Below are 20,101 nucleotides of genomic sequence, written 5' to 3' on the forward strand. Positions count from 1 at the left end.
GACACGGGGCGCCGGAACGGGGTCGGGCCCACGATCCGCTCCTTCCGCCGACGGTGTCGGCGGGAGCGAGGCACGGGGGAGAACAGGGGGACGACCGAACGGGGGTCCTGCGGGGGAACGCAGGGGGGAGCAGGAAAACGGGGGAGCAAGGAAGGCGCCGGTTCGAGGTGGCCCGCGGGGGACGCGGCCACAGCGAACCGGCGCTTTCACATCTGCGCCGGGCTGCCCTCAAGGCAGCCGCGAGGGTGTGGCCTCAGCGGCAGCCGCGCAGGACGTGCCCTCAGCGGCAGCCGCTCACTCGCCCCTGGAGCAGCCGGGACAGGGCCGCGTGGACGTCGTCCAGGGAGCGCTCCGGCTGGAAGGACTTCCAGTCCAGCGCGGCCACCAGGACCATGCCGACCAGCGCGGCCGCGGTCAGCGGGACGTCGATCTCGTCGCTGAACTCGCCGCCCGCCACGCCTTCGCGCAGCACGTCCTCCACGACCGCGACGGCCTGCTGCCGGACCACCATCAGCGTGGACTGCCAGGCCCGGTTGGTACGCCACAGCTCGGCCACGTACAGCTGTGTGAAGGCCGGGTAGCGGTCGATGAAGACCAGACCCGCGCGGATCATCGCGTCCAGGGCGTCGACCTTGGTGCCGCCCTCCCGGGCGGTCCGCTCGGCCGCTTCCCGCAGGGAGGCGGTGAGCAGGCCGACCCCGTGTCGCAGCAGTTCCTCGAAGAGGACGGACTTGCTCGCGAAGTTGTAGTAGACCGTGCCCTTCGCGACTCCGGCACGCTCGGCGATCTCGTCCACGGTCGTGGCGGAGAACCCCTGCTCGGCGATGAGCGTGACGGCCGCTTCGTAGAGCTTCTGCCGGGTGGCCTCGCGGCGCGTGCTGCCGCCCGACGTGGCACTGCTGCTTTCCATGGCCCTGATTGTCACAGGAACCTTTCCGGGGGATGTCACCGCAGGGCTCACAGGGGGTGTCACCGAAGGGCTCACAGGCTCAGCTCCGGGTGCAGCCGGTCCAGCGTCCACACCTGGCGGCGGCGGGCCGCCACGGCGGTGAGCGCGAGGGCGCCGGCGGTGAACGCCGTCAGCACCACGCACGCGAGCCACACCGGTTCCAGACCACCACCCGTGATGAGCCTGCGCAGAGCCTCGACGACGTAGCTCATCGGCAGGAAGGGGTGGAGCGCGTTGAAGAAGCCGGGGCTGGTCTGCACGGGGTACGTGCCGCCCGCCGAGGTCAGCTGGAGCATCAGCAGGGCGAGGACGAGGATCCGGCCCGCCGCCCCGAAGCGCGCGTTCAGCCACTGCACGATCGCCGCGAAGCACGCCGTCACCAGGAACAGGAAGCTCACCGTCCCGGCCGCCCGCGCCATCTCAAGGCCGACCGCCCAGTGCAGCACCGACATCAGGGCGACCGTCTGGAGCACCCCGATCGCCACCACCGGCAGCCAGCCCGCCAGCGCGATCCGCCATGCCGAGGCGCCCGCGGCGAGCGCGCGCCGGTTCATCGGCGCGATCAGCATGTAGGCCACCATCGCGCCCACCCACAGCGACAGCGGGATGAAGTAGGGAGCGAAGCCGGTGCCGTAGTTGGGCGCCTTGTGCAGGTCCTGGGAGGCGAGCCGCACGGGGTCGGCCATGACCTCCGTGCGCTGGTCGCGGTCCTGTTTGCCGTAGTCGGGGATCCGCTCCGCCCCGTCGTGCAGCCCGCCGGCGAGCTTGCCGGAGCCGTCGACGAGCTTGAACAAGCCGCCGTTGAGGTCGTCCGCGCCCGTCTTCAGATCGCCTACGCCCTTGTCCAGGTCGACGGCACCGGTCTTGGCCGTGCCGAGTCCCTTGTGCAGTTTCTTCGCGCCCGCGGCGACCTCGGCCGCCCCGTTGTTCAGCTTGTTGATCTTCTTGACGGCGTCGTCGAGGTCCTCGGAGAGGTGCGGAGCGCGCTCGGCGAGGGCCTGGGACTGCTTCTGGAGGGCGGCGAGGTTCTTGTCGAGCCGGGTCAGGTCGCCGTTCTGGTCCGCGATCAGCGTGTTGACGTCGTCGGCGATGAGGGCCACGTCGGCCGCCGCGTCCTTGGCCTTCTTCAGGTCGGCACAGGCGGCGTCGGGCAGGACGGGGTCGTCGCAGCGCCTGGCGTAGACGCCGTTCAGCGTGTCCGACGCCGTACGGGCGCCCTTGGCGGCGGTCGGGGCCGTCTTCGCCAGGGTGTCCAGGTGCTTGCGGATGACACCGGAGGAGTCGGCGACGAGCTGGGCCGTGTCGCCGATGCTCTTCTCGTTGCCCTTGATGAAGGGGCCCACCTTGCCGGCGGTCGTGTTGACCCTGTCGGCGAGCTTCTGCGTGCCGTCCGCGACCCGCTTCGAGCCGTCCTCCAGGTCGCCCGCCCCCGTGTGGAGCTTCTTCAGGCCCGTGGACAGCTTGCCGCTGCCGTCCTTGGCGTCCTTCAGGCCGTCCGCGAGGTCTTTGGAGCCCTTCTCGGCCTTCCCGATGCCGCCCTTGAGCTGGTCGGCCCCCTTCGCCGCCTTCACGGTCTTGCCGTGGATGTCGGAGAACGAGACGAAGATCTTGTCCAGGAAGGACCGCGACGTCTTCGTGGACGCGGCCTGCCGCACCTCGCTGAACACCGTCCGGGAGATCTGCCCGACGATGTAGTTGTTCGCGTCGTTGGTACGCACCTGGAGGGCGCCGGTCTCCGGGGAGTTCCCGGAACTGGAGGCGATCCGTTCGCTGAAGTCGGCGGGCATGGTGAGCGACAGGTAGTAGGTGCCGTCCTCGACACCCCTGCGGGCCTCGGCGGCGCTCACCTCCTGCCAGTCGAAGGTCTTGCTGTCGTGCAGGCCCTTCGTGATGTCGTCGCCCGCCGCGATCTTCTTCCCGTCGGCGGTCGCCCCCTTGTCGTCGTTCACGAGTGCCACGGGGATACGGTCCAGACGGCCGTACGGGTCCCAGAACGACCACAGGTACAGCGCCCCGTACAGCAGCGGCAGCACCAGCAGCGCGACCAGTGCCGCGCGCGGCAGCTTGCCCCGGCCGAAGCGGCGGAGCTCAAGCGCGGCCAGTCTCGGCGAGCGCATCGGCCTTCTCCTCTCCCTGATCGGCCCCTTCGTCTTCGGTGGCCTGGTGATCCTCGCCGTCGTCCTGGTTCTCCTGGGTGGACACCCTGAGGGCACCCTCGGGGGCCTCACTGCACACCGCCACGACCGTCGTCCCGGCGTCGGCGAGTGACCTGAGCAGAGCCCAGACCTCGTCCCGCTCGCCGTCCGAGAGCTTGAGGTCGGTGTCGTCGACCCCGAGCAGCCGTGGCCGGCCGACGAGCGCGAGGGCGACCGACAGCCGCAGCGCCTCCAGACGCTCCAGATCGCGAACGGCGGTACGGGACCCCTTGGGCAGCGCCTCCAGGTCGAGACCGGCGGCGGCCAGTGCCGTGCCGACGCGCTGCCCGGCCTCGGCCGCCCGCTCGCCGCGGGGCCGCAACAGTCCGCGCAGGGAGTCGCCGAACCGCCGCTGGAGCAGCGCCCGTTCCCGCAGGTGCTCGCCGACGGTCAGGGCCGGGTCGAGGTCGGTGACCCCGGGCACATGGGCCAGGGCGCTGACGCGGCGCACCGCCGACAACTGCTTGGGGAGCCGGGCCTCGCCGACGGCGGCGGTGCCCTCCGCGATCTTCATCCGCCCGGTCAGTGCGAGCAGCAGGCACGTACGGCCGGACCCGGACGGGCCCTCGACCGCGACGAGCGATCCCGGCTCGGCGTCGACGGAGATCCCGCGGAACGCCCACCCGCGCGGCCCCTTGACCCCAAGGCCCTCGGCGGCGACCCGCACCCCTCCCACTCGTTCCCCCACGAGTCTCCTTCGATTGAGAACTGAAGTTTTTGAACTGACTGGTCAGTGCAAAAACTACTCCGAACCTACGATCGAAGCAAAAGCGCAGGTCAGAACGGATTGTCAGTGCCATACCTCACGATGGGTCACATACGGCACTCCTAGCCGGACGTGCCGTCACACAGACGACAGGAGGTTCGTCATGGCCAGCTACCACGCAGCAGCCGCCCGCCGGCGCCGCGCCACCGGCCCTGCCCCCTCACTGACCGGCCCGGCGAGCGACGTGCACCCCGTGCTGCGCCGGGCCACGGCCCCGCCCGCAGCCCTCGACCTGCTCGCCCAGGCCCGCGCCGGCCTCGACGAGGCCGCCGTCCTGGAGACACCGAACGAGCGCTACGCGACGGCCCACCTCGCCGCCCTGCGCACCGCCGCCGCCGTGCTCGCCGCCCGGGGGCGGCCGGAGACCTCGCCCCGAGCCCGGGCCAAGATCAGGAGTGCCTGGGAAGTGCTCCCCGAGATCGCGCCCGAACTGTCCGAGTGGAGCGCGCTGTTCGCCTCCGGTGCCCGGCGCCGCGCCCGGGCCGAGGCGGGCATCCAGGACGCGGCCAGCAGCCGGGACGCCGACGACCTGATACGGGACGTGGCGATGTTCCTGCGCCTCGTCGAGCGCATGCTGGTCCTCCAGCCGGTCCTCCCGCAGCCCCGCCCGGACCAGGACCGCCCGGAGGGACCGGGGGAGGGGCGGGACATGCCGGACGCGGGCTGAGCGGGCACCAGCGGCGAGCGTCCGCCCGGTCGTGCCGACGCGTGTCCAGGTGGGGACCGGCCATGCCGGGCGCCCTGCCGGAGGCAATAGGGTGGGGGGCGCCTGAAGTCTTCCCTCCCCGTCGCCGGGGCCGGGGAGGCACCCCGTTCGCTCCGCCGTACAAGAGGCGGTGCCGCGCCGAGGAGTCAACTGCCGTGTCGGACCCGATGCGCCCCCGCGCCTCACTCCGTACCGCCGTGGTCTGGGAGGTCCTCCAGGACACCCTGGACCGTCGGGTCAAGGCCACGGGTCGGGAGTCGCTGGACGTCCTCGACACCGGGGGCGGCAGCGGAAACTTCGCGGTGCCCGTCGCCCGTCTCGGTCACCGGGTCACCGTCGTCGACCCCAGCCCCAACGCGCTGTTCGCCCTGGAGCGCCGCGCCGCCGAGGCGGGCGTCGCCGACCGGGTGAAGGGCGTGCAGGGCGACGCCCACGGCCTCTTCGACGTGGCCGAGCGCGGTGGCTACGACGTGGTGCTGTGCCACGGCGTCCTGGAGTACGTGGACGACCCGGCCGAGGGCGTCCGCAACGCGGTGGCCGCCCTGCGTTCGGAGGGCGTCCTCAGCCTGCTCGCCGCCGGTCTTGGGGGTGCCGTGCTGTCGCGCGCCCTCGCGGGTCACTTCAAGGAGGCCCGGCAGGCACTCGACGACCCGAACGGGCGATGGGGCACGGGTGACCCCGTCCCGCGCCGCTTCACCGCCGACCAGCTCACGGGACTGGTCGAGGGAGCGGGCCTGCGTGTCGGCGCCGTGCACGGCGTGCGGGTCTTCGCCGACCTCGTGCCCGGCGTCCTCGTCGACACCGAGCCCGGCGCCCTGGAAGCGCTGCTGAAGCTGGAGGAGGCCGCCGCCGAGCTTCCCGCCTTCCACTCGGTGGCAACCCAGCTTCATGTGCTGGGTGAGACCACTGGGACCGGTGAGGCAATCGAGACCGGTGGGTCGGTCGAGGCCTGAGTCGCTTCGTGGGGTACCGCCGCTGATCAGCGCCTTGGCGGTGCATGGAGTACGCCACAGGCCCCCCGAATGGGGGCTTGGCGCCGTATGATCGAGGGAGACCGTTCCGGCATGACGGGTCGGCCGCCGGGGAATGGAAGCCTCAGCGAGCCGGGAAGTCCATGGCGGATTCCGGTTGGTCAATTGGCGCAGAGGGGCGGGTTTCACGGGGGCGATTCCCTGCCTATCCTGAAGAGACCCCCCGGGTCGCCCCGGCGACTGCACGATGAGGAGGACTCCGTGCCGCTCTCGGAGCACGAGCAGCGCATGCTCGAGCAGATGGAGCGAGCGCTGTACGCCGAAGATCCCAAGTTCGCGTCGGCGCTCGAGGGAAGCGGGCTGCGTACGTACACCCGGCGGCGGGTCTACCAGGCGGTCGCGGGCTTCCTCGTAGGTATTGCGCTCCTCATGGCCGGTATGGTCGCCAAGCAGGTCTGGCTCAGCGTCGTGGGCTTCCTCGTCATGCTGGGCTGTGCGGTGCTCGCCGTGACCGGCTGGCGCAAGGCCCCCAAGCCCGGCGAACAGGCGGCCGGGGCCGGCGGACAGCAGGCCGCCCGTCGTCAGGGCCGGCAGCGGCGCTCCATGATGGACCGCATCGAGCAGCGCTGGCAGAAGCGCCGCGACGAGCAGGGCGGCCATTAGCCCGGAGCGCGGATCTCCAGGGACACATGAAGACATGAGTCAGGGGGTGACCACCGACTGGGTGGTCACCCCCTGACGTATGTGTACGAGGTGCGGCTGGCTCCCGAGGGAGGGAGCTCGTGGGAGAAGGAGCTCGTGGGGGAGGGAGCGCGGCCGGCCGGGCGCACAAACCCCGACCGGCCCGAGCCACCCCCGCCTGTCAGCCCTGCTGCCCCGATGCCTTCCGCCACGTCGGCCGCAGCGCCAGGGCACGTTCCCGCACGCCCGACCACCAGGCCGACGCCGCCCACACCACGCGCACCGTGGAGCGTGGGACCAGCACCGCACGGAGCCTGGTGCCACGGCCGACCCCGGCGCTCAGGCCCGCTGCCGCACGGTGGACGTCGTCCGTGAGGCCCGCCGCCGGGCGGGGCTGTGGTGCGTACAGGACCTGCTCCACCGCGTTCGCCACCCGGTGCACCGAGGCCGCGGCCGTCGCGTCGAGGGAGCCCAGCCGGACGATACGGGCGGCCGCCTTGCGCGGCGTCTGTGACTCGTCCGGCGCGATGCCGAAGTCCCAGGCCGTGTCGGTCAGCTCCTGCCACACGGCCAGCGTGTGCGGCACCGCGTCCGCCTCGCCGCGGCCGTGCGCCCCCAGCCGGAGCGCACGGGTCCGCAGGCGCCACAGCATCGGTGCCAGCGGGAGCGCCAGGACGGCGAGGCCGGCCAGGGCCCAGGCCAGGATCGCGTACCACTTCGGGCCGTCGTCGCCCGTGGGCAGTACCGCCTGCGGGGACTCGCTCGCGCACCCGCCGTCCAGCTTCTTCTGCTCCGGGGTGCAGCTGTCGCTCGTCGAGGGCGTCGGGGACGGCGCGGCGGACGACGTCTGGGAGGGGCGCGCCACGTCCGGCACCGAGCTGCCGGGGCTCTCCGGCAGGGTGTACGGCGGCATCGAGCCGCGGTTCGGAGTCGGCTCGAAGCGGGTCCAGCCCACTCCCTCGAAGTACAGCTCGGGCCAGGCGTGCGCGTCGCGCAGCCCCACCGACACCGAACCGTCCGCCTGCGGGGAACCGGGCGCGAAGCCCACCGCGACCCGGGCCGGTATGCCCAGGGAGCGGGCCATCGCCGCCATCGCGAAGGAGAAGTGCACGCAGAAGCCCTGCTTGTCCCTCAGGAAGCGGGCGATGCCCTCCGAGCCGCTGCCGACCTGCACCCGGGTGTCGTACTCGAAGCCGCCGGTCACGGCGAACCAGTCCTGGAGCTTGACCGCCTGGTCGTAGGGGTTGGCGGCGCCCGTGGTGACCTGGCGGGCGGTGCGGGCCACTACCGACGGCAGCGAGTCGGGCAGCTTGGTGAAGTCGCGCGCGATGGCCGCCGGCGGGGCCGGCGCCGAGGCCAGCTGCTCCGCCGTCGGCTGCACGTCCAGGCTCTTGACCTGGTACGTCAGGCCTCGTGTGTTCTGGCCGTGGTCGCCGACCAGCGTCATGCCCAGGGGCTCGTAACGCCAGTTGCCCCGGATGCTGACGCCGCTCGGCGGGTACGGCATGGGCAGCCAGTCCTGGCCGTACCAGCCGGCCGCCGTGATCGTGGTGTCGACCTCCGTGCGTTTGACGTCGGGGCCGAGGCCGATCGGGGTCGGGAACGTGCCGTCGGGGACGGCGGTGATGGATCGCCGGGCCGGCTTCCAAGTGGTGCCGTCGAACTCGTCCAGGGACACGATCCGCAGATAGAGGTCCGAGACGTCGGCCATCTTCGTCTTCACGGAGAGGACCTGCCGGTCCTCGTCCACGTTCAGATTGTCGCGGAGCGAGACCAGCGGGTTCACGGCGGAGATCGTGCCGCCGCCGCCCGTGCCGCCGCCCGCACCCGTGCCCACGGAGTCCAGCAGGCCGCCGTTCATCGCGGGCAGGCCGAGGGGCACGACCAGGGCGATGCCCAGCGCGACCACGCCGATGCGCCGGCCCGTGCGGACCGGGGCGACCGCGCCGCTCGGTTCCCCTCCGGCCGTGCGCGGGGCCCCGCCGAAGACCCGGCCCCACTGGGAGAGCCGCTCCCGCCCCTCGGCCAGGAGCAGCATCAGATAGCCGGTCGCCGCCACCAGGAACCACAGCCAGTCCGTGCCCCCGTCCGACAGTCCCGCGGCCACCGAGTACAGCGCGAGCAGCGGCAGCCCGGCCGGGGCGGCGCTGCGGAAGGTCACCGCGAGGGTGTCCACCAGCAGCCCGATGATCAGGACGCCCCCGATGAGCATCAGCCGGATGCCGTCGGACTCCAGGGGCGCCGGTATCGCGTACCGCGCGATGTCGTCCCCGCCCTGCCGGAGCAGGAGCGCGAAGTGGTCGAGGGCGTCCGGCCCGGGCACCAGCCCAGCGAAGGCCTGCTCACGGGCGAACACGAACGTCAGCAGCAGCACCGTGACCACGGCCTGGGCCGCCACCGTCAGCGGGCGCGCCAGCGGCACCCTGCGGACCGCGGCACCCACGCCCGCCTGCACCGCGAGCAGGAAGGCCGCCTGCACGATCCAGGTCGCCGGTTTGACGAGGGGCAGCAGGGCGCACGCGGCCATCAGCGTGGCCGCCCACGCGCCCAGCGTCAGTCTTACCCGCCCGCTCATCACGGTCCCTCCCCGCCGCCCGCGACGGCCATCCCCCTGCGCTCCCGGTCGGCCTGCCGCCACAGCTCGTCCACGGAGGCGCCCCGCGGCACACCCAGGGCCGTCCAACCCGCCTCGCGCAGCATGCGCAGCCGCTCGCCGCTCCGGTCCAACGGACCGGACACGTCGCTCGGTTCCCGCACCCAGGTGTCGCTGTCCAGCACGAAGGCGACCGCCCCCGGGCTGCGCTGCCGCATCCGGCCCAGCACGGCCGCCTGCTCCTCGTCCAGGTCGCCGAGGAAGGCCACCAGCAGCCCTTCGTTCCCGCCGCGCAGCACGTCGTAGGCCCGGGACAGACCCGCGCCGTCGGAGTGGTCGATCACCGCGAGGGTGTCCATCATCAGCCCGGCCGCGTCCGCCGACTCCTGGCTCGCGCCCGCGAAGCCGTCTCCGCCCTCGCCGGGCACCGCGTTGCCGGTGTCCGTCAACAGCCTTACTGAGAAGCCCCGTTCGAGCATGTGCACCAGCACGGACGCGGCGCCCGCCACGGCCCACTCGAAGGCCGAGTCGGGGCCCGCGCCCTGGTAGGCGATGCCCCGGGTGTCGAGCAGCACCGTGCAGCGGGCGCGCTGCGGCTGCTCCTCGCGGCGCACCATCAGCTCGCCGTAGCGGGCGGTGGAGCGCCAGTGCACACGGCGCAGGTCGTCGCCGTGGCGGTACCCGCGCGGGATCACGTCGTCCTCGCCGGCCAGCGCGAGTGAACGCTGTCGCCCGTCGCCGTAGCCCTTCGCCTCGCCGCTGAGGCGCACCGGCGCCAGCGGCTCCACGCGCGGGATCACCGTCAGCGTGTCGAACGTCGAGAAGGACCGGGTCAGCTCGCACATGCCGAACGGGTCGGTCAGGCGCAGCTGGAGCGGGCCCAGCGGGTAGCGGCCGCGCAGGTCGGAGCGCACCCGGTAGGACACCTCGCGGCGGCCGCCCGCCTCCACCCGGTCGAGCACGAAACGGGGCCGGGGGCCGAGCACGTACGGCACCCGGTCCTGGAGCATCAGCAGGCCCGTGGGCAGCCGCGAGACGTTGTCCATCCGCAGGTGGACCCGGGCCTCGCTGCCGGCGGGCACGCGTGCGGGGGAGAGCCGGCGGCTGCCGGCGACCCGGTAGCGCGTGCGGTACAGCACCGCCGCGCACACCAGCGGCAGCACCGCCAGCAGCAGGCCCACGCGCAGCAGGTCGCTCTGTCCGAGTACGTACGAGCAGATAGCGGCCGCGACGCCGGCGGCCAGGAAGGAGCGTCCGCGGGTGGTCAGACCGGCCAGGGCGCTGCGGATGCCGCCCTTCTCGCCCCGGTCGGCCTCCGCATGCCCCGTCCCCGCGGTGGTCATCACAGCCTCCGCGGCGGCTGCTGGGGATACGCCGGCACACCCCGGCCGAGGCCGCTCTGCTGCGGCGCCGCCGGCACTGGGGTGCGCTGGAGGATCTCCTCGACGACCTGCTCGGCCGTGCGGCGGTTGAGCTGGGCCTGGGCGGTGGGCAGCAGACGGTGGGCCAGGACGGCGACGGCGAGTGCCTGCACGTCGTCCGGCAGCGCGTACTCCCGGCCGCTCAGGGCCGCGGACGCCTTCGCCGCGCGCAGCAGGTGCAGCGTCGCGCGCGGGGAGGCGCCCAGTCTCAGGTCGGGGTGCGTGCGCGTGGCGCCGACCAGGTCCACCGCGTAGCGCCGGACCGGCTCGGCGACGTGGACGCCGCGCACCGCCTCGATCAGCTTGAGGATCTCGTGCGCGTGGGCCACGGGCTGGAGGTCCTCCAGCGGCGAGACGCCGCCGTGCACGTCCAGCATCTGAAGCTCGGCCTCGGCGCTCGGGTAGCCGACCGAGACCCGGGCCATGAAGCGGTCGCGCTGGGCCTCCGGCAGCGGGTAGGTGCCCTCCATCTCGACCGGGTTCTGCGTCGCCACCACCATGAAGGGGCTGGGCAGCTCGTAGGTCTTGCCGTCGATGGTGACCTGGCGCTCCTCCATGGACTCCAGGAGCGCGGACTGCGTCTTGGGCGAGGCGCGGTTGATCTCGTCGCCGATCACGACCTGCGCGAAGATCGCGCCCGGCTTGAACTCGAAGTCGCGGCGCTGCTGGTCCCAGATGGAGACCCCGGTGATGTCCGAGGGCAGCAGGTCGGGTGTGAACTGGATGCGCCGCACCGAGCAGTCGATGGACCGCGCCAGTGCCTTGGCGAGCATCGTCTTGCCGACGCCCGGGACGTCCTCGATCAGCAGGTGTCCCTCGGCGAGCAGTACGGTCAGCGAGAGCCGTACGACCTCGGGCTTGCCCTCGATCACGCCTTCCACCGACTCCCGCACGCGTTCCACCACGGCGGTCAGATCAGTGAGGCTCGCTCGATCGTCATAGGTCGTCACCCGGCCCTCCTCGGCCTTTCCCTTGCTCCCAGGGAGCACGGGATACCCCATTTTCCCGGGCTGACGCCGCATGACGCGGGCCCGCCCACCCCGAACCACGGACACCACGCGTGAAAAGTTCCGCGTGACGCCACTCCCGCATTCTTGCTGCCGTTACCGATTCGTGTCACTCGACTGTGGATAACTGGCCGCGATATGTCGGTCTTAAGACCATTCGAACGCGTGACTGACAGGCTTTCGACAGCTGCAGCAGGTTGTGTCCGGGGCGGGCGGCCAGGTCAGGAGGCTGGGTCGATCTCCCGCAGCAGGCCGGTCTTCACGTCGAAGACAAACCCCCGCACGTCGTCCGTGTGCGGCAGGAACGGCGAGGTGCGCACGCGCTGCATCGACTGCCGTACGTCCTGGTCGACGTCCCGGAAGGACTCCACCGCCCACGCCGGGCGCTGGCCGACCTCGGTCTCCAGCTCGTTGCGGAAGTCCTCGGTGAGGCTCTCCAGACCGCAGCCCGTGTGGTGGATGAGGACGATGCTGCGCGTCCCCAGCTTGCGCTGGCTGATGGTGAGGGAGCGGATCACGTCGTCGGTGACGACGCCGCCCGCGTTGCGGATCGTGTGGCAGTCACCGAGTTCGAGACCGAGCGCCGCGTGCAGGTCGAGACGGGCGTCCATGCAGGCCACGACGGCGACGTGCAGCACGGGCCGGGCGTCCATCCCCGGGTCGGTGAACTCGGCGGCGTACCGGGCGTTGGCGTCGACGAGGCGGTCGGTGACCGTGCCGCCGCCGGCTGGGGCGTTCTCCGAGGCTGTGGGAACCGATGCAGAAGTCGTCATATCCATGACGTTACTGGTCACACCGCGTCGGAGCCTCCTGTGAGAGTGGACAAAGAATGTCAGCGAGACTGTGGTGTGAGGTAACCCACAGGGGTGGTGTGCCGCCGGTCGCGACGCGCAGGCCGGTTGATTGACCGGGAGACAGGGTGGACTAAAGTGACGCGAAGCGGGAGGCGAGACTCTCCCCGCTGGACTGTTCACCCCCGGAGACCCCGGCGACGACCGGAGATCTCCCCACGTGCGCGGCGCGTACGTACGGCTCGGCCTCCTCCCGCTCCCGGTCGGCTGACGCTTCCGGCGCCGGCAGGCCTCCCCTTCACGAGCGGGCGGGGACCCGGCGGTGCGTACGCCGCGCGCCGGATCTGAGAGGGCCCCTTGAGCCAGAGTCGACACGTCCCGGTGATGCTCCAGCGGTGCCTGGATCTGCTGGCACCCGCCCTGGAGGGCCCGGATGCCGTGGTCGTCGACTGCACCCTCGGCCTCGGCGGCCACAGCGAGGCGCTCCTGGAGAGGTTCCCCGACGTCCGCCTCGTCGCCCTCGACCGCGACAAGGAGGCCCTGCGCCTGTCCGGCGAGCGCCTCGCGCCCTACGGGGAGCGCGCCACTCTCGTCCACGCGGTGTACGACGAGCTCCCCGAGGTGCTGCACAGGCTCGGCATCGCGCGCGTGCAGGGCGTGTTGTTCGACCTCGGCGTCTCCTCCATGCAACTCGACGAGGCCGACCGCGGTTTCGCCTACGCCCAGGACGCCCCGCTCGACATGCGCATGGACCAGACGTCCGGCGTCAGCGCCGCCGAGGTCCTCAACACGTACCCGCCGGGCGAGCTGGTGCGCATCCTCAGGGCGTACGGCGAGGAGAAGCAGGCCAAGCGGATCGTGTCCGCGATCGTGCGCGAGCGCGAGAAGGAGCCGTTCAGCACCAGCGCGCGCCTGGTCGAGCTGATCCGGGACGCCCTGCCGCAGGCCGCCAAGCGCACCGGCGGCAACCCGGCCAAGCGCACCTTCCAGGCCCTGCGCATCGAGGTCAACGGCGAGCTCGCCGTCCTGGAGCGCGCCATCCCGGCCGCCGTGAAGACGCTGGGCGTCGGCGGCCGCATCGCCGTGCTGTCGTACCACTCGCTGGAGGACCGGCTGGTCAAGCAGGTGTTCGCGGCGGGTGCCGCCACCACGGCGCCGCCCGGGCTGCCCGTCGTGCCCGAGCGCTACCAGCCGCGGCTCAAGCTGCTCACGCGCGGTGCCGAACTCCCCACCGAGGAGGAGATCGCCGAGAACCGGCGGGCGGCACCGGCGCGGCTGCGCGGCGCCCAGCGCATCAGGGAGTCCATCGAATGAGGGGCGTGAGCCACGTGCAGGGCGGGCGGGTGTCCCGGACCCGAGGGGGCGTGAGTGAGCAGTAAACCCGAACTGAAGGGGAGGGCGGCACGTCTCGCCCGGCTCTTCCCGACCGGCCCCGGGCAGGCGGCCCGCACCCCCTTCGTCCTCCTCGTGGTCCTCCTCCTCGGCGGCGGCCTCATCTGCCTCCTGGTGCTGAACTCGGCCCTCAGCGAAGGCGCGTTCAAGCTCGACGACCTCCAGCGCGAGACCAAGAGCCTCACCGACGAGGAACAGGCCCTCCAGCGGGACATCGACGCCTACTCCGCTCCCGAGGCCCTTCAGCGCCGCGCCCGCGAGCTCGGCATGGTCCCCGGCGGCGACCCCGCCTTCCTCGCCCCCGACGGCACCGTCAAGGGCGTCCCGAGCCCCGCCTCCGGCGTCCGGCAGACCTCCGCCCACACCCCCCTGGTCCTGGCCCCCGAGGCCATGTCCAACGGCCCCGCCTCAACCTCCGGCAGGTGACGGAAGTGACCGACAGGGAACCCCCGCGCCGCCGCGTGCCCGGCCCCGCCAGGCCCGCTCGCCCCGACGCCCGGCGCCGCCCCGGCCCCGGTGCCCGTCCGGCCCGTCGCCCGGCCCCGGCCCGTCCGGCGGCGCCCAAGCCCCTCCGGCTGGGCAGCCCCCGCCCACGGCTGCGTCTGGTCGGGCTCGCGCTGACGCTGGTGCTGATCGCCTTCGTCGTGCGGTTGTTCCAGGTGCAGGCCGTCGACGCGAGCACGTACGCCGCCAAGGCCGAGCAGAACCGGTACGTCGGGCAGGTGCTTGCCGCGGACCGCGGGGAGATCACCGACCGGTCCGGTGTGGCCCTGGCGACCAGTGAGGACGCCTACGACATCACGGCCGACCCCACGATGTTCGCCCCCGACCACCTGAAGATCGGGGACGGGCCCGAGCAGGCGGCCGCGCTGCTCGCGCCGATCCTGGGCCAGGAGCAGGAGGCCCTGGTCAAGAAGCTGCGGCCGAAGAACAAGGCGCTGCGTTACGTCAAGCTGGCCTCCCGCCAGACCCCGCAGGTCTGGAAGCAGATCAAGGACCTGAGGTCCGCGCTCGCCAAGAAGGAGGAGACGGACAGGTCCGCGCACAACGTCCTCGCGGGCGTCTTCTCGGTCGCCACCAGCAAGCGCGTGTACCCCAACGGCGACCTCGCCGCCGGGATACTGGGCTGGGTCAACGGCGAGGGCAAGCCCGGCGGCGGCATCGAGCTCCAGCTGAACAAGCAGCTGGCCGGCAAGGACGGCAAGATCCGCTACGCCCAGTCCGGCGGCCGGCTCGTCCCCACCGCGGGTTCCACCGAGACCCCCGCCGTGCCCGGCAGCGATGTCGAGCTCACCGTCGACCGCGACATCCAGTGGGCCGCCCAGAAGGCCATCAGCGACCAGGTGAAGGAGTCCGCGGCCGACCGCGGCTACGTCATCGTCCAGGACACCCGCACCGGCCAGATCCTGGCCATGGCCAACTCACCCGGCTTCGACCCGAACGACCTGTCCGACGCCGACTCGGCCGCCCTCGGCAACGCGGCCCTCCAGGACGCCTTCGAACCCGGCTCCACCGCCAAGGTCATGTCGATGGCGGCCGTCCTCCAGGAGGGCGCCGCCACCCCGATGACCCACGTCGTCGTGCCCAACCGGCTGCACCGCGGCGACCGGCTCTTCAAGGACGACGTGAACCACCCGACCTGGTACCTGACGCTCAACGGCGTCCTCGCCAAGTCCAGCAACATCGGCACCATCCTCGCCACCGGGCAGCTCGGCAAGACCCAGGCCCAGTCCAACAAGGTCCTCTACGACTACCTGCGCAAGTTCGGCCTCGGCAGCTACACCGGCCTCGGTTTCCCCGGAGAGACCAAGGGCATCCTCGCCCCGCCCGACAAGTGGTCGACCTCGCAGCAGTACACGATCCCTTTCGGCCAGGGCGTCTCCATCAACGCCATGCAGGCGGCGTCGGTGTACTCGACCATCGCCAACGGCGGCGTCCGCGTCGACCCCACGCTCGTGCGCGGCACCAAGGGTCCCGACGGCCGCTTCACCCCGGCCCCCAAGCCCGAGAAGACCCGGGTCGTCAGTGCGAAGACGGCGAAGACCCTCGCCCAGATGCTGGAGTCGGTCGTGGACGACGAGGAGGGCACCGGCACCAAGGCGCGCATCCCCGGCTACCGCGTCGCGGGCAAGACGGGCACGGCCAACCGCGTGGATCCGGCCACCGGCAAGTACAAGGGCTACACGTCGTCGTTCGCCGGATTCGCGCCCGCGGACAAGCCCCGCGTCACCGTCTACTGCGCCATCCAGAACGCCACCAAGGGCAACTACTTCGGCGGCCAGATCTGCGGCCCCGTCTACAAGCAGGTCATGGAGTTCGCACTGAAGTCCCTCCAGGTCCCGCCGACCGGGGCCAAACCCGCGAGACTGCCGGTCACCTTCAAGCGCTGACCGGCCGCAAGCCCGGTCGGCACGGAACCAACCAGGAACCACCTCGTGACAACGATCACCCCGGACCCGGGGAACCAGAGCAGTCCCCGCCCCTCACTTCGCCCGGAGGCGGGTGCGCCCGGTACGCTCACCGCCGTGCCACACGCTGATCAGTCCCAAACCACCCAGAAGGGCCATCCCGTGACATACCCCGGGCCGCCCAGGCCGGCGCAGATCTCCGCCACACCCCTCGCGGAACTGGCCGACCAGCTGGGTGCTCCCGCGCCGGAAGGCGCCGCCGACGTCACGGGCATCACCCACGACTCGCGCGCCGTGCGCCCCGGCGACCTGTACGCCGCCCTCCCCGGCGCCCGCCTGCACGGCGCCGACTTCGTCGAACAGGCCGCCGGCCTCGGCGCGGCCGCCGTACTGACGGACCCGGCCGGCGCCGAGCGCGCCGCCGCCTCCGGGCTGCCGGTCCTGGTCGTCGACGACCCACGCGCGCAGATGGGCGAGCTGGCGGCCACGATCTACGGCCACCCCGGCCGGGACCTGCTCCAGATCGGCATCACCGGCACCTCCGGCAAGACCACCACCGCCTACCTCGTCGAGGGCGGCCTGAAGGCCGTCAGGTCCACGGGCCTGATCGGCACGGTCGAGATGCGCATCGGCGACGAGCGCATCAAGTCCGAGCGCACCACGCCCGAAGCCACCGACCTCCAGGCCCTGTTCGCCGTCATGCGCGAACGCGGCGTCGAGGCGGTCGCCATGGAGGTCTCCAGCCACGCCCTGGTCCTCGGCCGCGTCGACGGCTGCGTCTTCGACATCGGCGTCTTCACCAACCTCAGCCCGGAACACATGGAGTTCCACTCCGACATGGAGGACTACTTCCGGGCCAAGGCGCAGCTGTTCACGCCGGAACGCGGCAAACTCGGCGTGGTCAACGTCGACGACGAGTACGGCCGCAGGCTGGCGAACGAGGCCACGGTCCCGGTCGTCACCTACTCCGCCGAGGGGCACCCCGACGCCGACTGGCGCGCCGAGGACGTCGAGGTCGGCCGTCTTGACTCGACGTTCACCGTCGTCGGGCCCAAGGGCGAGCGGATCAGCGCCAAGTCGCCGCTGCCGGGCCCCTTCAACGTGGCCAACACCCTCGCCGCGATCGTCGCCCTGGCCGTCGCCGGCCTCGACCCGCAGTCCGCCGCTGACGGCGTCGCCGCCGTGCCCGGCGTGCCGGGCCGTCTGGAGCGCGTGGACGCCGGACAGCCCTACCTCGCGGTCGTCGACTACGCCCACAAGACCGACGCCGTCGAGTCCGTGCTGCGCGCCCTGCGCAAGGTCACCGAGGGCAAGGTGCACATCGTCCTCGGCTGCGGCGGAGACCGGGACAAGACCAAGAGGGAGCCGATGGGCGCCGCCGCGGCGCGGCTCGCCGACACCGCCGTACTGACCTCCGACAACCCCCGCTCCGAGGACCCCCTCGCGATCCTCGCCACGATGCTCCAGGGCGCGGCCTCCGTGCCCGCGCACGAGCGCGGCGAGGTGCAGGTCTTCGAGGACCGGGCAGCCGCGATCGCCGCCGCCGTCGCCCGTGCCGAGCCCGGCGACACCGTGCTGGTCGCGGGCAAGGGCCACGAGCAGGGCCAGCACATCGCCGGGGTGGTCCGTCCCTTCGACGACCGCCAGGTGCTTCGCGAAGCCATTCAGAAGACCCAGGGATGAAATCCCGCATGATCCAGGGGATGAACTTGTGATCGCCCTCTCCCTCGCCGAGATCGCAGAAGTCGTCGGCGGGCAGACGCACGACATACCGGATCCGACCGTCCAGGTCACCGGCCCGGTCGTCCGGGACTCCCGCGAGGCGGGGCCGGGCAGCCTGTTCGCCGCCTTCACCGGCGAGCGCGTGGACGGCCACGACTTCGCGGCGGCGGTCGTAGAGGCGGGGGCGGTGGCCGTGCTCGGCACCCGGCCCGTCGGCGTGCCCGCGATCGTCGTGGACGACGTCCAGGCCGCCCTCGGCGCCCTGGCGCGGCACGTCGTACGACGTCTCGGTGCCACGCTCGTCGCCCTCACCGGCTCGGCGGGCAAGACCAGCACCAAGGACCTCATCGCGCAGGTGCTCCAGCGCAAGGCGCCGACGGTGTTCACGCCCGGCTCGCTCAACAACGAGATCGGGCTGCCGCTGACCGCGCTAAGCGCCACCGAGGAGACCCGGTTCCTCGTCCTGGAGATGGGGGCCCGGGGCATCGGGCACATCTCCTACCTCACGGATCTGACGCCCCCGAAGATCGGCCTCGTCCTGAACGTCGGCAGCGCCCACATCGGCGAGTTCGGCGGCCGGGAGCAGATCGCGCAGGCCAAGGGCGAACTCGTCGAGTCCCTGCCGTCCGAGGCGGACGGCGGGACGGCCGTCCTCAACGCGGACGACCCCTACGTGCGGGCCATGGCCTCCCGTACGAAGGCGAAGGTGATCTTTTTCGGAGAGTCCGACGAAGCGGACGTTCGCGCCGAGAACGTGCGACTCACGGACACCGGACAGCCCGCGTTCAGGCTTCACACACCCTCCGGTGCAAGCGATGTGACTATGCGCCTGTACGGTGAGCACCACGTGTCGAACGCGCTCGCCGCGGCCGCCGTCGCCCACGAGTTGGGCATGTCCGCTGACGAGATCGCCGTCGCGCTCTCCGAGGCGGGCTCCCTCTCCCGCTGGCGGATGGAGGTCACCGAGCGCCCGGACGGCGTGACGGTCGTCAACGACGCCTACAACGCGAACCCCGAGTCCATGCGAGCCGCTCTGCGCGCGCTCGCGGCGATGGGCAAGGGGCGGCGGACGTGGGCGGTGCTCGGCAAGATGGCCGAGCTCGGGGACGAGGCTCTCGCCGAGCACGACGCGGTCGGACGGCTCGCCGTCCGGCTCAACGTCAGCAAGCTCGTCGCGGTCGGTGGCAGGGAAGCCGCCTGGCTGCAACTGGGCGCATATAACGAGGGTTCGTGGGGTGAGGAGTCGGTGCACGTGTCCGACGCACAGGCGGCGGTCGACCTGTTGCGCAGCGAGTTGCGCCCGGGGGACGTCGTACTCGTGAAGGCGTCCCGTTCGGTCGGTCTCGAGAGCGTGGCGCAGGCGCTGCTCGAGTCCGGTGCCGAGGGTGAGGTTTCCGCCCGATGATGAAGCAGATCCTGTTCGCAGGAGTCATTGGCCTCTTCCTGACCCTGGTCGGCACCCCGCTGCTGATCAAGCTGCTCGCGCGCAAGGGCTATGGCCAGTACATCCGCGACGACGGCCCGCGCGAGCACGCCAGCAAGCGCGGTACGCCGACCATGGGCGGTATCGCCTTCATCTTCGCGACGGTCGCCGCGTACTTCCTGGCCAAGGTGATCACGGGCTATCTGGACCCGGAGGCCGACGCGGCGCCGACGTTCTCGGGTCTGCTGGTGCTCGGCCTGATGGTCGGCATGGGCCTGGTCGGCTTCCTCGACGACTACATCAAGATCGTCAAGCGGCGTTCGCTGGGTCTGCGGGCCAAGGCGAAGATGGCCGGCCAGCTGATCGTCGGTATCGCCTTCGCGGTGCTCTCGCTCCAGTTCGCGGACAACCGCGGCAACACCCCGGCGTCCACGAAGCTGTCGTTCATCACGGACTTCGGCTGGACGATCGGACCCGTGCTGTTCGTGGTCTGGGCGCTGTTCATGATCCTCGCGATGTCGAACGGCGTGAACCTCACCGACGGTCTGGACGGTCTGGCCACCGGCGCCTCGGTGCTCGTCTTCGGCGCCTACACCTTCATCGGCGTCTGGCAGTTCCAGGAGTCCTGCGCCAACGCGCAGACGCTGACCAACCCGGGTGCCTGCTACGAGGTGCGGGATCCCCTCGACCTCGCGGTGGTCGCCTCCGCGCTGATGGGCGCCTGCCTGGGCTTCCTGTGGTGGAACACCTCGCCGGCCAAGATCTTCATGGGTGACACCGGTTCGCTCGCGCTCGGCGGTGTGCTCGCAGGCCTCGCGATCTGCTCCCGCACCGAGCTGCTGATGGCCATCCTCGGCGGTCTGTTCGTCCTGATCACCATGTCCGTGGTGATCCAGGTCGGTTCCTTCCGCCTCACCGGGAAGCGCGTCTTCCGGATGGCGCCACTCCAGCACCACTTCGAACTCAAGGGCTGGTCCGAAGTGCTCGTCGTGGTCCGCTTCTGGATCATTCAGGGCATTTGTGTGATCGTCGGACTGGGCCTCTTCTACGCAGGATGGGCAGCGGACAAGTGACCT

The 20,101-nt window shown here is 71.7% G+C and carries 16 protein-coding genes; 9 read left to right on the forward strand and 7 right to left on the reverse strand.

Annotated elements, in window-relative coordinates; genetic code table 11:
• Window positions 1–280: 280 nt before the first annotated feature.
• From ACZ6TU_RS09300 to ACZ6TU_RS09310, 3 genes are all read right to left on the reverse strand, one after another.
• Window positions 281–910, reverse strand: coding sequence for a TetR/AcrR family transcriptional regulator (locus tag ACZ6TU_RS09300; protein WP_467674237.1), 630 nt, complete (start codon window positions 908–910; stop codon window positions 281–283).
• Window positions 911–981: 71 nt separating this feature from the next.
• Window positions 982–3,066, reverse strand: coding sequence for a YhgE/Pip family protein (locus ACZ6TU_RS09305; protein ID WP_469547628.1), 2,085 nt, complete (start codon window positions 3,064–3,066; stop codon window positions 982–984).
• Window positions 3,038–3,820 (reverse strand): ATP-binding cassette domain-containing protein, encoded by a 783-nt coding sequence (locus ACZ6TU_RS09310; RefSeq protein WP_469547853.1) that lies wholly within the window; start codon window positions 3,818–3,820, stop codon window positions 3,038–3,040. The genes ACZ6TU_RS09305 and ACZ6TU_RS09310 overlap by 29 nt, the downstream gene beginning before the upstream one ends.
• 193 nt (window positions 3,821–4,013) lie before the next feature.
• Between ACZ6TU_RS09310 and ACZ6TU_RS09315 the strand changes: the two genes are divergently transcribed.
• The 3 genes from ACZ6TU_RS09315 to ACZ6TU_RS09325 all read left to right on the forward strand — a co-directional run bounded on the left by ACZ6TU_RS09315 (window position 4,014) and on the right by ACZ6TU_RS09325 (window position 6,250).
• The gene (locus ACZ6TU_RS09315; protein ID WP_467674233.1) at window positions 4,014–4,577 is read left to right on the forward strand and encodes an SAV_6107 family HEPN domain-containing protein; all 564 of its coding nucleotides are present in this window, start codon (window positions 4,014–4,016) and stop codon (window positions 4,575–4,577) included.
• Window positions 4,578–4,771: 194 nt separating this feature from the next.
• Window positions 4,772–5,569 (forward strand): methyltransferase, encoded by a 798-nt coding sequence (locus tag ACZ6TU_RS09320; RefSeq protein WP_467674231.1) that lies wholly within the window; start codon window positions 4,772–4,774, stop codon window positions 5,567–5,569.
• 279 nt (window positions 5,570–5,848) lie between these two features.
• Window positions 5,849–6,250: a DUF3040 domain-containing protein gene (locus ACZ6TU_RS09325; protein WP_010039328.1), complete on the forward strand. Its 402-nt coding sequence runs from the start codon at window positions 5,849–5,851 to the stop codon at window positions 6,248–6,250.
• Between the two features lie 199 nt (window positions 6,251–6,449).
• Here the strand turns inward: ACZ6TU_RS09325 and ACZ6TU_RS09330 are convergent, their stop codons facing one another.
• The 4 genes from ACZ6TU_RS09330 to ACZ6TU_RS09345 all read right to left on the reverse strand — a co-directional run bounded on the left by ACZ6TU_RS09330 (window position 6,450) and on the right by ACZ6TU_RS09345 (window position 12,062).
• On the reverse strand, window positions 6,450–8,843 hold the full coding sequence (locus ACZ6TU_RS09330) for a transglutaminase TgpA family protein (RefSeq protein WP_469547630.1): 2,394 nt from the start codon (window positions 8,841–8,843) through the stop codon (window positions 6,450–6,452).
• A complete protein-coding gene (locus ACZ6TU_RS09335; protein ID WP_467674227.1) occupies window positions 8,843–10,204 on the reverse strand; it encodes a DUF58 domain-containing protein in 1,362 nt (453 codons plus the stop codon). The genes ACZ6TU_RS09330 and ACZ6TU_RS09335 overlap by 1 nt, the downstream gene beginning before the upstream one ends.
• The gene (locus ACZ6TU_RS09340) at window positions 10,204–11,232 is read right to left on the reverse strand and encodes an AAA family ATPase (protein WP_467674225.1); all 1,029 of its coding nucleotides are present in this window, start codon (window positions 11,230–11,232) and stop codon (window positions 10,204–10,206) included. Before ACZ6TU_RS09340 ends, ACZ6TU_RS09335 begins: the two co-directional genes overlap by 1 nt.
• Window positions 11,233–11,510: 278 nt before the next feature.
• The gene (locus ACZ6TU_RS09345; RefSeq protein ID WP_467674223.1) at window positions 11,511–12,062 is read right to left on the reverse strand and encodes a beta-class carbonic anhydrase; all 552 of its coding nucleotides are present in this window, start codon (window positions 12,060–12,062) and stop codon (window positions 11,511–11,513) included.
• 375 nt (window positions 12,063–12,437) lie between these two features.
• Here ACZ6TU_RS09345 and rsmH point away from each other — a divergent pair, with 375 nt between their 5' ends.
• From rsmH to mraY, 6 genes are all read left to right on the forward strand, one after another.
• A complete protein-coding gene (rsmH, locus tag ACZ6TU_RS09350) occupies window positions 12,438–13,394 on the forward strand; it encodes a 16S rRNA (cytosine(1402)-N(4))-methyltransferase RsmH (RefSeq protein WP_467674221.1) in 957 nt (318 codons plus the stop codon).
• 54 nt (window positions 13,395–13,448) lie between these two features.
• Complete coding sequence (ftsL, locus tag ACZ6TU_RS09355) at window positions 13,449–13,898, forward strand: cell division protein FtsL (RefSeq protein WP_467674220.1); 450 nt, start codon at window positions 13,449–13,451, stop codon at window positions 13,896–13,898.
• A 5-nt stretch (window positions 13,899–13,903) separates the two neighbouring features.
• Window positions 13,904–15,862 carry a peptidoglycan D,D-transpeptidase FtsI family protein gene (locus ACZ6TU_RS09360; RefSeq protein WP_467674428.1) on the forward strand — a complete coding sequence of 653 codons (1,959 nt, stop codon included), beginning with the start codon at window positions 13,904–13,906 and terminating at the stop codon, window positions 15,860–15,862.
• Window positions 15,863–16,042: 180 nt separating this feature from the next.
• Window positions 16,043–17,563 carry a UDP-N-acetylmuramoyl-L-alanyl-D-glutamate--2,6-diaminopimelate ligase gene (locus ACZ6TU_RS09365; protein ID WP_467674218.1) on the forward strand — a complete coding sequence of 507 codons (1,521 nt, stop codon included), beginning with the start codon at window positions 16,043–16,045 and terminating at the stop codon, window positions 17,561–17,563.
• Between the two features lie 28 nt (window positions 17,564–17,591).
• The gene (locus ACZ6TU_RS09370) at window positions 17,592–19,007 is read left to right on the forward strand and encodes a UDP-N-acetylmuramoyl-tripeptide--D-alanyl-D-alanine ligase (protein WP_469547634.1); all 1,416 of its coding nucleotides are present in this window, start codon (window positions 17,592–17,594) and stop codon (window positions 19,005–19,007) included.
• Window positions 19,007–20,098: a phospho-N-acetylmuramoyl-pentapeptide-transferase gene (mraY, locus tag ACZ6TU_RS09375; RefSeq protein ID WP_467674426.1), complete on the forward strand. Its 1,092-nt coding sequence runs from the start codon at window positions 19,007–19,009 to the stop codon at window positions 20,096–20,098. The genes ACZ6TU_RS09370 and mraY overlap by 1 nt, the downstream gene beginning before the upstream one ends.
• The last annotated feature ends 3 nt before the right edge of the window (window positions 20,099–20,101 follow it).

This window comes from Streptomyces sp. NPDC052064, assembly GCF_055585925.1.